This window comes from Pseudoalteromonas sp. S2755, assembly GCF_005886535.1.
GTDB lineage: Bacteria > Pseudomonadota > Gammaproteobacteria > Enterobacterales > Alteromonadaceae > Pseudoalteromonas.
This window is the reverse complement of sequence record NZ_PNDS01000004.1, coordinates 1-15,913: the sequence shown is the minus strand read 5'-3', so window position 1 is coordinate 15,913 and position 15,913 is coordinate 1. Positions and strand designations below refer to the sequence as shown.

Below are 15,913 nucleotides of genomic sequence, written 5' to 3'. Positions count from 1 at the left end.
TAGATTAATCTAACCAGAATTCTTTTTTGAACTTAATACCAAACTCACTGCGGTCATTGCTGCGCATGACACCAACAAAGCCACTTTGCTGTAGACGACCTACATCGTACACTTCGTTAAGCACGTTTTCACCGTATAACGTTACTTCCATATCGCCTTCAGCGTTGGTGTATGAGATGTTAAAGCCTAACAATTCGCGAGAATCAATATGCTCGCTTGCACGTGTTACAGACTGACCTTGCATGTCTGAGCGGTACGAGTAGCTGGCGTTAACTGCAATCGTTGCACCATGCTCTAAGTCATGGAAGTAAGATGGTGCCACCATCACAGTCCATCTTGGCGTAAGTGCTGGCGCATCGCCTTTACCAATACCAATAACACCTTCATCAACATGGGTAATTTCAGAGTCTAGATAACCGATTGAGCTGCGTACTGAGAAATCATCAGTAATTGCGACTGTCGTTTCAAGTTCAATACCTTGTGCTTTCGACTCACCCGCATTTTCCACGATAGTGACGAAACCACCACCAGCTGTCGGGTCGTTGAAAGGTAACGCCAGATCGGTGTAATCCGTTACAAATGCAGCAACCATCATAGATACGTTTTCATGCACTTGGCCTTTGAAACCAATTTCGTAGTTAATTGCTTTAGTTTCATCAAACGCAGCGAATTGATCTGGGCCGCCAAATGGGCGAGGTGGGAAGCCGCCACTTTGGTATCCTTTTTGAACCTGTGCGTAGACATTGATGTCACGAGTTAGCTGGTATGACGCATTCACATCCCACGTCACTTCGTCAAAGTCTGCGCTAACGTATTTACGAGCACCAAAGCTTGGGAATAGCGCGTTTGCCTCTTTTTTGTCTTCAGAGTAACGTAAACCACCACCAATGCTGAGTAACTCAGTCACGTCAAAGCTTGCATTGATATATGCCGCATAGGCATCGGTTTCTTGGTTGATGTCAAAGTAACCGTAGCCACCAAAAGAAGCGGTCTGACCATCATTCAATAATCCATTTGGCGTGTTCCATGGGCTAAATACGAACGGACCAGAGCTGGTAAAGCCGTCTTCGTTAAAGTAATAAAGACCCGATACAAAATCCCAAGAGTCATAAGTACCATTTAGCTGTAGTTCAAATGAGTACTGATCTGCACCGCCCTCTTCTGGGAATTCTGATAGATTAAGTGCTACCGCATCGTCATCTAGGCCGCCGGTATATTCAGAGCTACGCTTGCTTGCGATAAATTTAACCGAATAAACATCACTTGCTTGCCAATCAGCAGTCACGGAGCCGCCCCAACCAGAATAATCATTGCTTTCAATGCCAGCAACCGTTGTTGCCAAATCATCAGGATTGCTTGGCAGCATAGATTCATCTAGCAATGGGAAATCACCATTGAAAGGGTCATTTGAGTCTAGTGGATCTGTTAATTCGATAGTATACGGCGATTGACCAGACTCGTTCTCAACGCCGTCAAATGCAGCGGTGACAACTAAATCATTCGTCGCTTGCCATCTAAGTGCTAAGCGACCACTAAACTCTTGTTCTTCACCGATTTCTTTTTCAGGATTTGCTAAGTTGATTGCTTTACCTACACCATCACGCTCTTTATAAGAAGCACTTGCAGAAAAGCTTAGTGTGTCTGTTAACGTTTGGCTTGTATAAAGATCAGTCGCTAAACGACCGCGAGAACCTATTTTAGCTTCAACGCGTGCAACTTCTTCAGCGCCAGGTTGTTTAGTGATCACATTTACGGCACCGCCTAATGTATTACGGCCGTACAGTGTACCTTGTGGACCACGTAGTACTTCTACGCGTTCAACATTGGGCAATGAAAGGTTAGAACCCATCTGACGGCCAAGATATACACCATCAACGTACACACCAACACCAGGATCTGTGGTGATCACATGGTCCTGTAGACCAATACCACGGATAAATACAGAAGCATGTGCAGCGTTACCTACACCATAGCGAGTAATATTTAAGTTTGGAACGAACTTACCAATATCGTCTAGATTGCTGATATTGGCTTTATCAATATCACTAGCACCGATAGAAGTAATTGCAGTAGGCGTTTCGAACAAGCTTTCTGTACGTTTACGAGCAGTCACTTCTATTTTTTCAAAAACTTGTTTTTCTTGCTCTACATTAGCTTGTTCAGCCAATGCTGTACTAGGAAGGGCTACTGCTGCTAACACTGCAGCTGAAATCGCAGATAAACCAAGGCGAGGTAAAACTGTAATCATATAATCTCCAAAGGAATCACCGTGTGTGTGCTAGTTGCGAGAGGTCGCAAACTAGAGAAGTAACAAGCTCAGTGTTATTACTTCTAGCCCAGTAATCCGTTAAATCTAAATAGACTTAAACACTACAAATTTTGGGCATAAAAAAAGATGCACTAGGGGCATCTCTTTCCTCTGGAGGGGTATTGTAGTCACAACTTGGGCAAATTGAAATATTTATTTAATAAAAATTACTTTTAGGGATTTTGTAACCATAATAAAACCAATGTTAGGAAATTAATTTTAATAAAAAATCGTTATAGAACAAGTAATTATACCGGATAACTGGATAATATGTTACTAAATTGAAACTTTACCTAGATTTTTACCATGGTTTATATTTGTTTGAAATAACTTCTATTGACGAATAGCGAACCTGTGAATTGTAAGACTAATTAGACTTAGCGACAAACGGTAGACGAAAAAAAACCAGCCTAAGCTGGTTTATTTATTTGGTGCGAATGGGGGGACTTGAACCCCCACGGCCGAAGCCACCACCCCCTCAAGATGGCGTGTCTACCAATTCCACCACATTCGCAAATTCGGTGTATTTCCTAATGATTAGTTAGGTACGTCAGAAGCTGGATTTTCTTCTGTCGCTGGCACATCATTTGAAGCTGGAACCGTTGTTGCAGCAGCTGGTGCCTCTAGATTTTCCCACTCATTAGTCTTTTTAATCTGACCCGTAGTTAGGTTACCTAGAACAATACTTAGCACAAAGAATACCGTTGCTAAGATTGTTGTTGTCTTGGTCATAAAGTTGCCTGCGCCTGATGAGCCAAAAACTGTCGCTGATGCACCTGCACCGAACGAAGAGCCCATATCTGCGCCTTTACCTTGTTGAATTAACACCATACCAATTAATGCTAATGCCACAATTAAGTAAACAACCATTAGAATTTCGTACATTTACTTATCCTTTTGCACTTCTGCATATAGCAGCGAAACTCTCAGGTTTTAGGCTTGCGCCACCGATAAGTCCACCATCTATATCGTCTTGTGCGAATAACAATTCACTGTTCTGTTCATTAACACTGCCGCCGTAAAGGAGTTGCAGTGATTGTGCAATTTGCTTGTCATTGCCTGAAAGCAAATCACGTATAAATTTGTGTACTGCTTGCGCTTGCTCAGGAGATGCTGTCTTACCAGTACCAATAGCCCAAACAGGTTCGTATGCTATCACAGAGTTTGCTAGCGCTGCTACACCTAATTTGGTGATAACTGCGTTTATTTGCCTAGCAACTACTTGCTCTGTCTGCCCATTTTCTCTTTCTTCTTCGGTCTCACCAACACATAAAATTGGTGTCAAACCTTGTTCTTGAGCTTGTGCAAATTTATTAGCAACATCTTCATCGCTTTCGCCATAAATAGCTCGACGCTCTGAATGACCAACTAAGGTATATGTTGCACCTAGCGATTTTGCTAGGGACGCCTGAATTTCTCCAGTGTACGCGCCTTCTTTGTATTCCGAAACAGTTTGTGTTCCGACAGTAAGCCCTTTACTTGCTGCTTGCTCAATGAGCATGGCAGGAGGAAAAACAATTACATCTGCTTGAAATGTTTGATTGCTTACTGCTTCTGATATTTGGTCAATGAGGGCTTTTGAGCCATTCATTTTCCAATTACCAGCAACAATTTGCTTTCTAGTTGTCATACGATACTCCGCAGTAGAAAGCGGGTGAGATACTAACTCTACTCACCCGAAGTTACAAGAAATAAATTTAATTTTTGGTTTAATTGCTCACAGATTCAACAACTTCAGCGATTTTTTGGGCAAAATCGATAACTTGCTTCTGTTGTTGAGCTTCAACCATGACGCGAACCACTGGCTCTGTACCAGATTTACGCAATAGCACTCTGCCCTTACCTGCAAGCTGAGTTTCAACTTCAGCGACGACTGCTTTAACAGCGTCTTGCTCGGTTGGATCATCTTTAGTGCTATAACGCACGTTAATCATCTTCATTGGGTATTTGCTAAAACCTTCACCCAAATCTTTTAATGTTTTGTTCTGCGCAACCATGGCTGCAAGCACTTGTAAGCTAGAGACAATGCCATCACCGGTGCTGATCAGGTCCAGATTTAAAACGTGACCTGAACTTTCGCCGCCGATTTTCCAGCCTTTCTCACCAAGAAGCTCCATCACATAGCGGTCACCGACCTTACTGCGCTCAAAAGCAATTCCGCGTGATTTAAGGGCGTTTTCGAGCCCCATGTTAGACATTACCGTACCGACAACACCGCCACCTAATGTGCCATCGGCATGAGCTTGGCATGCAATAATATAGACGATATCATCACCATCAAATACATGGCCGTCGTGATCAACCATCATAACTCGGTCACCATCACCGTCATAAGCGATACCAACATCCGCTTGATGTTCAAGCACGGCTTTTTTCAACGCTTCGACATGCGTTGCACCGCATTTTTCGTTGATGTTAACACCATTCGGTTCACATGCAGTTGTGATCACATCCGCACCAAGTTCACGCATTACGCTAGGCGCAATGTGATAAGTCGCGCCATTTGCGCAGTCCAATACCACTTTCAACCCTTCAAGCGATAGCTCTTTAGGAAACTGGCCTTTACAAAATTCGATATAGCGACCGTCCGCACTTTCTAGACGCTTAGCTTTACCGAGCTTCTCAGACGCTACACACGTCATCGGTTCATCCAGCTTTGCTTCTATTGCAAGTTCCACCTCGTCAGGGAGCTTTTTGCCATCGCCACCAAAAAACTTGATGCCATTATCATGGTATGGATTATGAGATGCACTGATCACAATACCAGCCTCAGCTCTGAACGTTTGCGTCAAATAAGCAACAGCAGGTGTCGGCATAGGCCCTAATAAAATCACATTGATCCCAGCGGCAATTAATCCAGCCTCTAACGCGGTTTCAAGAAGGTAGCCAGAAATACGGGTATCCTTGCCAATAATTACCTTTTTGGTACCACGCTCAGACAGCACTTTTCCAGCCGCCCAGCCTAGTTTCATTGCAAACTCAGGCGTAATTGGGAACTCGCCCACCATGCCCCTTACACCATCCGTACCGAAGTACTTTCTTGTTGTCATTGAGTAACTCCATTGACCGACGCTAGCCATACATTAAGCGCGTCGCTTGTTTCTTTTACGTCATGAACACGAATTATGTGCGCGCCTTTCTGCACACATATCAGTGCACCAGCTAGACTCGCAGCTACGCGCTCATGCGTTTCCCGAGTGAGTAGTTGTCCAAACATGGACTTTCTAGAGAGACCTGTCAGAATAGGCAAATTGAAAGCGTGAAACTTGTCCAGCCCGCCTAATATCTGAAAGTTATGCTCTAGAGATTTACCGAAGCCAAAGCCAGGATCTAAAATCAGCCGATTGATATCAATCCCAGCTTGCTTGCACGCACTGATCCTAGCTTTGAAAAACTGACTGATGTCTGAAAATAAGTCATCATAGTGAGGGTTATTTTGCATTGAGCGAGGTTGACCTTGCATATGCATTAAACAAATTGGTACATCCCTGTATTGAGCTGCGGCTTCGAGCGCACCTGGCTCTTGCAACGCTCGAACATCATTAATGATATCAGCGCCAGCCTCTATTGCTTGCTTCATCACCTCGGCTTTACTGGTATCTACCGAAATCACACAGTTGGAGTGTGTACGAATTGCTTTAATAACCGGTATTACGCGCTGTAATTCTTCTTCTAGTTGTACGTCTGGCGCGCCGGGACGAGTGGACTCTCCACCTATGTCTAAGATGGTAGCGCCTTGTGAAAGCATTAAATTTGCTTGCTCTATCGCACTATCAAGGTGAGTAAAATGTCCACCGTCAGAAAATGAGTCGGGAGTAACATTTAAAATCCCCATTACTTGAGGCTTATCTAAACTAAGGGTGCGCCCTTTGGGTAAACGTAACTCGTACATTCTATACCTATTTTCTGTAGTTTAAGTTTGATGATAACGAAAGGCTTATAGCAGTTGATTTAAGTTCTCGCATTGAGTGCTGATAAAACTTATATCAACTGATACAAAAAAGCCCCGATTGCTCGGGGCTGTCGTATTCTACCTAATCTTACGATTTGTCATCAAGTTCTGAGTTTGATGATGTGTCGTTTGACTGCTCTTCTGCTGGTTTTTCAGCTTTAGGCTCAGGTTTTACTTCTGTTACTTTCGCAGATTCCGCTTTTTTCTCTGGCTTAATGTCATGCGCATCCCTTGGTGGACGAACATCACGGCGCTCCATTAGATCATCAATCTGCAATGCATCAATCGTTTCGTATTTCATCAACGCGTCTTTCATCGTGTGAAGAATATCCATATTATCTTTTAGGATTTGCTCCGCACGTTGGTAGTTGCGATCAATGAAATCTTTAATTTCAGCATCAATAAGCTTAGCGGTTTCATCCGACATACCTGACATGCGGTGAGAACCACCACCCATGTACATCTCGCCTTGCTCTTCCAAATACATCTGTGGACCAAGTTTCGGACTTAAGCCCCACTGAGTAACCATTTTCTTAGCAATATCGGTTGCGCGCTCAATATCGTTGCTCGCGCCTGTCGTTACTTTGTCATCGCCGTAAATCAGCGCTTCAGCGATACGACCACCGTATAAACTCGAAAGCATAGATTCTAGGTGTTGCTTAGAGTGACTTACACGGTCTTGCTCCGGTAAGTACATTGTTACACCCAGCGCGCGACCACGTGGAATAATCGACACTTTATATACAGGATCATGTTCAGGCACTAAACGACCTACAATCGCGTGACCGGCTTCGTGATAAGCCGTCATTTCCTTCTCTTGCTCGCTCATCACCATGGACTTACGCTCAGCACCCATCATGATTTTATCTTTCGCGGCGTCAAACTCCGCCATACTTACTTTACGCTTGTTGCCGCGAGCAGCAAACAGTGCAGCTTCATTCACAAGGTTAGCTAAGTCAGCACCAGAAAAACCCGGCGTACCACGTGCAATCACAGACGCTTCAACATTATCGTCTAATGGCACTTTACGCATGTGTACGTTTAAGATTTGTTCACGACCACGAATATCCGGAAGACCAACTACGACTTGGCGATCGAAACGACCAGGACGTAATAATGCAGGGTCTAGTACATCAGGACGGTTAGTAGCAGCGATAACAATAATACCTTCGTTACCCTCAAAGCCATCCATTTCTACAAGCATTTGGTTAAGTGTTTGCTCTCGCTCGTCGTGACCACCGCCCATACCAGCACCACGCTTACGGCCTACCGCATCGATTTCATCGATAAAGATGATACAAGGCGCAGCTTTCTTTGCCTGTTCAAACATATCACGAACACGAGATGCACCAACACCAACAAACATTTCTACGAAGTCAGAACCGGATATAGTAAAGAATGGTACTTTTGCTTCACCAGCAACGGCTTTCGCAAGTAGAGTTTTACCCGTACCAGGAGGACCAACCATTAACACGCCTTTCGGAATGCTACCGCCCAACTTTTGGAACTTTGACGGGTCACGCAAGAAATCTACTAGCTCAGTAACATCCTCTTTCGCCTCGTCACAACCAGCAACATCCGCGAATGTTGTCTTAACTTGGTCTTCGCTCATTAATCGAGCTTTACTTTTGCCAAACGACATCGCGCCTTTGCCGCCACCGCCTTGCATTTGGCGCATGAAGAAAATCCATACCCCAATAAGCAAAAGCATTGGAAACCAAGAAATAAAGATGTTTGCAAGAAACGATTGCTCTTCTGGCGCAACGCCTTTGATGTTTACATCGTTCTTAAGTAAGTCATTAACTAAATCCAAATCAGTTAATGGGATCACTGTTTGAAAACGATCGCCACTTGAACGAACGCCACTAATCACGCCGGTTTGACGATCAATACTGACTTCTCTTACAGAGCCATTGCGCACATCCTTTACAAATTGTGTGTAACTCGTTTGGCGATCATATTGTTCGCCACCGTTAAAGCTCTGGAACACAGTCATTAGCACTACTGCAATCACTAACCAGAGTATTAGATTTTTAGCCATATCGCTCAAGGAGTTAACCTCTTGTATCCAAAAAAATTCAAATTCAACTTGATGCTTTCCAACTGTACTACAGTTTGTAACCTGTCGCCACTACATATACTTCACGTGAACGAGGACGAGACGCTTTTGGTTTACGGATCTTTACGACCTTAAAACAATTACGTACCTCTTGTACAAATTGATCAAAGCCTTCTCCTTGGAAAACTTTAACCGCAAATGCACCGTTTGGTTTTAGCACTTGATGGCACATATCTAATGCTAGCTCGACCAGATACATACTGCCAGATTGATCGGTTGACATATTTCCGCTCATATTTGGCGCCATATCAGAAAAAACTACATCAACATTCTTGCCGTTTATTCTATCCAATAATGCATTTAATACAGCTTCTTCTCTGAAGTCTCCCTGAAGGAAATCGACACCCGCTAATGAGTCCATCGGTAAGATATCACAAGCAATAACTTGTCCGTCAATATCTACCTGCTCTGCGAGATACTGTGACCAGCTCCCCGGAGCAGCCCCTAAATCAACTACCGTCATTCCTTTACGGATCAATTTATCCTTTTGCTGGACTTCTTCCAGCTTAAAAACCGCTCGTGAGCGATAGCCACGTTTTTGGGCTTCATGCACATACGGGTCTTCTACGTGTTCTTTTAACCAACGTTTCGAACTGGCGGAATGTTTTTTATTTGCCATATTAACTACAACTCATTAGTAATATTGTCTAGATGGCGTTAGAATATCGATAATTCAAGCCTTTTAATAAATAAGATTGTATCAATATGACCTTATCAAATAAACAAAAGCAGTTCCTAAAAGGGCTAGCTCATTCTTTAAACCCAGTTGTTCTTCTTGGCGCAAACGGCCTAACCGAAGGCGTCATGGCTGAAATTGAGCAAAACCTGAACATTCACGAACTTATCAAGGTAAAAGTACCAACCAATGATCGTGAAACTAAGAAGCTGATTTTTGAGGCAATTGTTCGTGAAACAAATGCACATAAAGTACAAACCATTGGCCATATCATTGTGTTGTACCGCCAAAGCGAAGACAAAAAGATCCAGTTACCTCGCAACTAATCTTTGTCGCCTGTGACGTTTTCATCTGAAGACGTCGCAATCTCTTGTAATAAACTCGCTTCTTCTGCTTTTACTTTCGTTATTTCTTGCTCACTCACCCGAGGCAGTAATTTCTTCTCAAGCGCCAATGCGTCAACAATAAAGTCGTTAGTTAACTGATTAATGATACCACTCTCTGCGTTTAACAATAGACTAAACCCAATACCAAGCTCTGGAATAATCACCACATCAGTACGATAACCTTGCACCCAGCCGCTATGGTAATAGAGCAATTTGCCATCATAGCGATAAATTCGCCATCCAAGTCCATAGTAAGCTTCCTCTACATGACCGCGCCACACGCGCCTGCGCAGCTCACGTTTCGTCAACGTATACGGCACTGATTGCTTACTCAGAGCATCCGGTGATAAAACACTTGGATACAGACCTAATTGTGCTTTTAACCACTGCGCCATATCAGCAGCACTGGCGTTTACACCGGCTGCGGGGAGAACTTTATAATAATGCGGTTTTAATTTAGCGGTATGCCAACGCTTTCGCCCTCTGACATGTGGCCACGCAAAATTGTCATTCTTTGTCATTTGCTTGTAGCCAAGGCCGGCGTTACGCATATTAAGAGGCGCGAAAATAAACTCTTCCATCCAAGTTTTGTAACTGATATTCGTCGCCTGCTCGATAACATCTCCAATCAAGCTAAACATGACATTTTGATATCCATAACACTCCCCGGGCTGACATAACGCTTTGACTTGCAGTAAGCGCTCAACAATTTGTGGGTAGTCCATGCGAGACTCGATTAAATTATCGTAGGCATTAGGCACTAAACCACTCGAGTGGCTTAACAAGTGATAGAGCTTAAGTTGGCTATAATCACCTTTGGCGACTTGCGGCAAATAGCTGCTCACTCTATCGTCAATATTAAAATACCCGTCGCTCGCCAATTTAGCCGTTAGGCTTCCTGCAAACGTTTTTGAAACCGATGCCAAGCGAAAGCGAGTTTGTTCGTTGACCACTCTTCCATGTCGACTTTTCGTCCTGCCAAAACCTTCTGCGTAGCTGCCGTGCTCGACATGCACGACGGATAAAGCAGCACCGGGCACCGATTTTTCTTTTAGTTTGCGCTCGACTTGCTTAGAATAGCTCTTTAAAAATTGTGACCATTGCTGGTTTGGGGCTTTTGCAATTGTTATTTTTGGATAACTAATGCAAAAAAAACAAACTAATGTGAGAATTAGCGACTTCATAATGACTCATCTCATTAACACTCGCTCGCCATACTAACATGATGAATTGGCGGAACTCACTAAATATAAGAAAATAACTGTTTAATTGAGGTATTTTAATGCGTTTAGTGCTAGCAGCTCTATGTACAAGTCTACTTTTTGGATGTGTCACCACAGCGCCATTAGCGCCAAAGTTAGATGTACCTAAGAAGCCACTACTAAAAAAGTCTGTTTATCAAATCAGCTATAGTACTGAACTTAATTCCGCACGAATTAAATCAGTGCAATTACCCGCTCATCCACTTGCTCAAGGTGACACCGTCTACATCAACGCAGATAAGGTAAGCTTGACTGATACACTGAGAAAGCAGATTGTTGCTTTACTTGAGAAAAAAGGCCTAAAGGTTGTTGCAGCTAAGAACGCAAACTACACGCTAACGATTCATCAACTTGATTTGGAATTTGCAGCTAATAAAACTTACGCACTGGATAGGCCAAGAAATCCACACCCACATATTGCTGAACTTGCTCAAAATTCACCAGCATTTCAATGTACTAATATTGTGGCTTCTGTCAGTATGCGTTTAGCACACCAAGCATCATCAGATGTTGTCTGGTTTGCCAAGTCATCGGTAGATAGCGCGGGCTTCCAAGGTATCCCTCTACAATTTACCTTTACTGAGGTGGAGAAAATAGAAAACGAACATGATGTACTGTCGTTTATCGTTGCACAAAATACCGACGAGGCACGCCGTCAACGTGGCGAGAAACCAGTTGATATTCCCCCTTACAAGGTAACTAAAACGGTTTCACCGCTCGAAAAGACAGCAGGTGCATGTACCCAAACGGAAGTATCAGCGTTAACAGCTGATATGCAAAAACACCTAGCCGAAAGTTTAATTGAGAAGCTAAACGTTAAGTAGCTTAAGTACTCGCCAGTTTAACAGCGGTCAACTACAAGCTGGCGCTACACTTATTTACAGACAATGGAGCTTTTAGGATTATACTCGACGCAGAAAAATAAAAAGTTCGGAGTAAAGACATGGAGCAATACGGCACAATCTTATTGGTTGAAGATGATACTTCATTGGCGCAATGGGTCGCTGAATATCTTGATAACCAAGGCTATAAAACACATTGCTGCTATCGCGGTGATGAAGTTATTGAACGTGTTAAGTCACTAGACCCGGACCTTGTTTTACTTGATCTTATGCTCCCAGGTAAGGACGGTATCAGTGTATGTCGCGACTTACGTCAGTTTTATAACAAGCCTGTTATTATGCTCACTGCTAAAGATGAAGAAATGGACGAAGTCATTGGTTTGGAAGTCGGTGCTAGCGATTACGTTATCAAGCCCGTTCGTCCTCGAGCCTTACTCGCTCGGATCAAAGCAAATGTGCGCGCTGCACAGGAAAAACCCCAAGATCATCACACAGCTAATCACGAACTCGTGGTTGGACAGTTATGTATCGATACGCAAGCTCGCAAAGTCAGTGTTGCTGGTCAAGAAGTCATCGTTTCTAGTGCCGAATATCTACTACTGCAATTTTTAGCTAGTCATGCTGGTGAAGTTGTCTCTCGCGATGCAGTATTTAAAGCGACAAAAGGGAGAGAATATGACGGTCTCGACAGAAGCGTCGATGTGCTCATTTCTGCCCTGCGTAAAAAATTCAATGATGATCCTCAAAACCCAGAAAAAATTAAAACGGTATGGGGTAAAGGATATCTACTCGTGCCGTCAGCTTGGTAATGAAGGTCGCAAGCTAATATCGTGAAAAAACTCTACATTTACTTACTCGCTGGTGCATTGATTTCGATCTTTGCACTAGGTTGGGTGATCGACACCTACAATCAGCAAACCGCTCCCTTAGAAGATAGTTTTGAGTGGCAAAGCAAGCTGATCACCGGCCTTGCGAAGCAAGTTGCGAATATTGAGCAGGAAAAGCGCGAAAATGCAACGGCTTTAATTGCCCAACAATTCGACATCAACATTCGTTATAAAGATGGCGACACTTTAGCCATGCCCCTCGAACTAAAACAACAGATGTTACTACCTGATGGGTTAGTGATAGAGAACGAGAATGTATATCTGCTAAAAACAACGCCTGAAATGGCGCCTGATTACGTTGAACTAGAATGGAAACCTCAGGTTGAACAGGCAAATTACGACGTATTGCTGACGTTATTTTTCTATGGTGGCATTTGCGCAATATTATGGTTTATTCTCTCTCCGTTAGTTAAACGCTTGATCGTTCTCAACACTGCAGCAAAGCACTTTGCCAGCGGTAATCTAAGCGCGCGCATCGCCCCCAATCATTTCACGTACATCCGTGACTTAGAAAATACCTTTAATCGAATGGCAAGCCAAATAGAGAAGTTGATGGCTGAGAATAAGCTAATGGCCTCTAGTCTTTCTCATGACATTCGAACACCTGTTGCGTGTTTAAGATTTGGTCTAGATGCCGCTTTAGATGAAAGTGACATCGGTGCCATTCACGATTATTTAGCACGCATGGAAAAAGATTTAGATCAAATGGAGGACATGCTCTCGAGCTACCTATCTTTTGCGACGCTTGAACAAAAGTCTCATCTACTCAAACATGAAGTAACGACCCTATCTCGCTATGGTCGAGATTTGATGCAGCAAATGCAACCAAAACTACAAAAAAGCAAGCTATCTGGTCGTGTAGAAATTCCTGAGCACTTAATGATCCATGGTGACTTACATTGGCTTGCGAGAGCGATAAGTAATTTGATCAGCAATGCTTGTGATTTTGCCACTGCCAGTGTGTTATTAAGTGCACACCGCACCGAGCATTGGCTCATTATTACCGTTGAAGACGATGGACCTGGGATCGCAAGACAAAATTGGGATAAAGTCTTTAGTCCTTTCTTTCAAGAGCAAACTCACCGCAACCGTGCAGGTAAAAGCTATGGCTTAGGCCTTGCAATCGTTGCGAAAGTCATGGATTGGCATCATGGTACAGCCACCGTTGACCAGTCAGAGCGACTAGGTGGCGCAAAATTTGTTCTTTCGCTACCCTGTAAAGAAAAATAATTATTGTAAATAAGTCGCTACACGGCGACTTATCTCGTACAGAAATAATCGTGAAAACATTGGCTTATAAGCTAAGCTTTGCTTTTTGAGTGCAACAACTTAATTACGGCTAAATATCAGGTTAAAACTTGCGCTAAATCAAGGTAATTTACTCTTTTTATTTCTTTTTAATTACAGTAGATTGTCAGCGCCGTTAGAAATTTTTAGAGAAGTATAATAATTATGAGCAATGTCCGAGGAGAGTTCAGCTCTCGCTTTGGTTTTATTATGGCCGCCGCAGGGTCGGCGGTAGGTTTGGGAAACATTTGGGGGTTTCCAACACAAACGGCCTCCAATGGTGGTGCTGCGTTTGTTTTAGTTTATCTGGTTTTGGCTTTTTGTCTTGCCTATCCAGCACTAATGGCAGAACTCGTTGTTGGTCGTCACGGCCAAGCAAATGCAGTGTCTTCACTGCGCAAACTAACAAATACAGCATGGCAAAGTAAACTTGCTTTTGTTGTCGGGTTCGGCGGTATAATTTGTGCGGGTCTTATTTTAAGTTTTTATGCCATCGTGGCTGGGTGGATGTTTAGCGCAACACTTGAGCCCATCGCGGAAGCTGCCTCAATGACTCAAGCGCAATCTTGGCTTGCTGATTCCTCTATGTCACGCAACATCGTCTTTACAGCCGCCTTTATTGCACTCACCGTGCTCATAATTAGTAAAGGTGTAGAAAACGGGATAGAAAAGTGGTCAAAGCGTTTGATGCCCGCACTTATCGGTATTTTATTCTCGTTAATTGCGTATGTATTAACCCAAGAAGGTGCCGTTGAAGGTCTTAAGGTGTATCTTGTTCCTGACTTTTCTTCTGTGCTTAATCCACAGTTACTCGTTGATGCCCTAGGGCAAGCATTTTTCTCGCTTTCGCTCGGTACCAGCGTGATGATCATTTACGGCTCATACATAAGTAAAAAAGAGAATCTAGTTTCACTTGGTGCAATGGTTACCTTAATTGACGTCTTTATCGCATTCGTTGCTGGCTTACTTATCATTCCCGCCATGTATGTCGCGCAAGCACAAGGCGTAGAGATTTTTGCAGCTGACGGCTCACTGCTCAATGAAGACACCTTAGTGTTTCAAGTATTACCTGCATTGTTTGATAGCATGGGGAGTATTGGCCTTTTGGTAAGTTTTGCTTTCTTTGCTTTGATGAGTATTGCCGCACTCACCTCATCTATTTCGATGTTAGAAGCGCCCGTATCCTATGCTGTTGAACGTTTCGCACTGGGAAGAGTACAGGCTACCTGGATTATCGGCACCTTGGTAACAGCCGTGAGCTTCACCATTTTGGTAAACATCGAAACCCTGTTCGGCCTTACTGTTAGCCTGACAACGAAGTTTGGCCAGCCACTACTTGGCATGTTGTGCTGTGTATTTGTCGGTTGGATTTGGCACAGAGCAAAACTGCTTAAAGAAATTGAATCAGGATGCCCGGAAGTTGGTAGTAGCTTTTTCTGGAAGATATGGCCGTGGTACATTCGCTTCGTTTGTCCAATCGCCATTGCTGCAGTATTTTTGAATTCACTATAATTTCGCTCATAAAAAAGAGGCTACACGTAGCCTCTTTTACTTTTTCACAAATAACATATCCTGATGTGGGATCCCATCTTCTAGATACTCTTCACCTTGCTTCACAAAACCGAGCCCAGTATAAAACTTGTCTAAATAACACTGTGCAGAAATAACTAAAGCCTCATGAGCAATATCCATCTCACAACAAGCAATCGCGCGATGCATGAGGTCATGCGCAACACCCTGCCCTCGCAGCATAGATGAAACAATAACACGGCCAATGGATGCGGTAGTTGCGGATTTTCTATAACAACGTGCATACGCTAAGATGTGTTCATCTTTAACCAAAAACAGATGTCGAGTTTCAGACGCCCTATCGGTATCGTCAATTTCTGGATAGGGACATGCTTGTTCCACAACGAATACATCTACTCTTAGTTTTAAAATCTCAAAAAGCTCATCTTTAGTGAGCGCATCATAACTTTTAATTTTCCAATTCATTTTCTTCTCTGTCATACCAATTAGCTTAATTAAGTGATCTATTTTGAGGCGAGAAAATCTTGTCGATAACACCGCTTCCGCATCCTGCTCACGCCAAGGTACCTACATTCATGTAGGCAAGGCGAAAATTTTGCTATTTAGTTGTTCTAAATTAGAAATTTTTAACGAAGTTATCGTACGATTTTCTCCTTCAAATTGA

The 15,913-nt window shown here is 43.2% G+C and carries 14 protein-coding genes and 1 tRNA gene; 5 read left to right on the top strand and 10 right to left on the bottom strand.

All coding sequences use genetic code 11. The annotated features are described in order from the left end of the window. Positions 1-4: 4 nt before the first annotated feature. The 8 genes from CWC03_RS01210 to rlmE form a co-directional block, all read right to left on the bottom strand. Positions 5-2,248 (bottom strand): TonB-dependent receptor, encoded by a 2,244-nt coding sequence (locus CWC03_RS01210; RefSeq protein WP_138580251.1) that lies wholly within the window; start codon positions 2,246-2,248, stop codon positions 5-7. 489 nt (positions 2,249-2,737) lie between these two features. Continuing rightward, positions 2,738-2,822, bottom strand: a tRNA-Leu gene (locus CWC03_RS01205). 23 nt (positions 2,823-2,845) lie between these two features. Further along, the gene (gene secG, locus CWC03_RS01200; RefSeq protein ID WP_130126140.1) at positions 2,846-3,193 is read right to left on the bottom strand and encodes a preprotein translocase subunit SecG; all 348 of its coding nucleotides are present in this window, start codon (positions 3,191-3,193) and stop codon (positions 2,846-2,848) included. Between the two features lie 4 nt (positions 3,194-3,197). After that, positions 3,198-3,938 (bottom strand): triose-phosphate isomerase, encoded by a 741-nt coding sequence (tpiA, locus tag CWC03_RS01195; RefSeq protein WP_138580250.1) that lies wholly within the window; start codon positions 3,936-3,938, stop codon positions 3,198-3,200. A 79-nt stretch (positions 3,939-4,017) separates the two neighbouring features. Further along, entirely contained in the window at positions 4,018-5,358 is a 1,341-nt protein-coding gene (glmM, locus tag CWC03_RS01190; RefSeq protein ID WP_010373858.1) for a phosphoglucosamine mutase, read from the bottom strand. Further along, positions 5,355-6,200, bottom strand: coding sequence for a dihydropteroate synthase (folP, locus tag CWC03_RS01185; RefSeq protein ID WP_138580249.1), 846 nt, complete (start codon positions 6,198-6,200; stop codon positions 5,355-5,357). The genes glmM and folP overlap by 4 nt, the downstream gene beginning before the upstream one ends. 148 nt (positions 6,201-6,348) lie before the next feature. Beyond that, positions 6,349-8,301 carry an ATP-dependent zinc metalloprotease FtsH gene (gene ftsH, locus CWC03_RS01180; RefSeq protein ID WP_138580248.1) on the bottom strand — a complete coding sequence of 651 codons (1,953 nt, stop codon included), beginning with the start codon at positions 8,299-8,301 and terminating at the stop codon, positions 6,349-6,351. Between the two features lie 67 nt (positions 8,302-8,368). Beyond that, positions 8,369-8,998, bottom strand: coding sequence for a 23S rRNA (uridine(2552)-2'-O)-methyltransferase RlmE (gene rlmE, locus CWC03_RS01175; RefSeq protein WP_017215956.1), 630 nt, complete (start codon positions 8,996-8,998; stop codon positions 8,369-8,371). A gap of 86 nt (positions 8,999-9,084) precedes the next feature. Between rlmE and yhbY the strand changes: the two genes are divergently transcribed. After that, on the top strand, positions 9,085-9,381 hold the full coding sequence (gene yhbY, locus CWC03_RS01170; protein WP_010373854.1) for a ribosome assembly RNA-binding protein YhbY: 297 nt from the start codon (positions 9,085-9,087) through the stop codon (positions 9,379-9,381). Here the strand turns inward: yhbY and CWC03_RS01165 are convergent. Continuing rightward, a complete protein-coding gene (locus CWC03_RS01165) occupies positions 9,378-10,625 on the bottom strand; it encodes a serine hydrolase domain-containing protein (RefSeq protein WP_138580247.1) in 1,248 nt (415 codons plus the stop codon). The two genes, yhbY and CWC03_RS01165, sit on opposite strands and share 4 nt — an antisense overlap. Positions 10,626-10,723: 98 nt before the next feature. Here CWC03_RS01165 and CWC03_RS01160 point away from each other — a divergent pair, with 98 nt between their 5' ends. From CWC03_RS01160 to CWC03_RS01145, 4 genes are all read left to right on the top strand, one after another. Continuing rightward, positions 10,724-11,527, top strand: coding sequence for a hypothetical protein (locus tag CWC03_RS01160; RefSeq protein WP_010605083.1), 804 nt, complete (start codon positions 10,724-10,726; stop codon positions 11,525-11,527). Between the two features lie 119 nt (positions 11,528-11,646). Next, the gene (locus tag CWC03_RS01155) at positions 11,647-12,354 is read left to right on the top strand and encodes a response regulator (RefSeq protein ID WP_138580246.1); all 708 of its coding nucleotides are present in this window, start codon (positions 11,647-11,649) and stop codon (positions 12,352-12,354) included. 21 nt (positions 12,355-12,375) lie between these two features. After that, positions 12,376-13,662, top strand: coding sequence for a sensor histidine kinase (locus tag CWC03_RS01150; protein WP_138580245.1), 1,287 nt, complete (start codon positions 12,376-12,378; stop codon positions 13,660-13,662). 222 nt (positions 13,663-13,884) lie between these two features. Then, positions 13,885-15,231: a sodium-dependent transporter gene (locus tag CWC03_RS01145; RefSeq protein WP_138580244.1), complete on the top strand. Its 1,347-nt coding sequence runs from the start codon at positions 13,885-13,887 to the stop codon at positions 15,229-15,231. A 36-nt stretch (positions 15,232-15,267) separates the two neighbouring features. On the opposite strand, the gene CWC03_RS01140 is transcribed toward CWC03_RS01145, so the two are convergent. Continuing rightward, positions 15,268-15,714, bottom strand: a complete 447-nt coding sequence (locus CWC03_RS01140; protein ID WP_138580286.1) for a GNAT family N-acetyltransferase — start codon at positions 15,712-15,714, stop codon at positions 15,268-15,270. Positions 15,715-15,913: the final 199 nt, after the last annotated feature.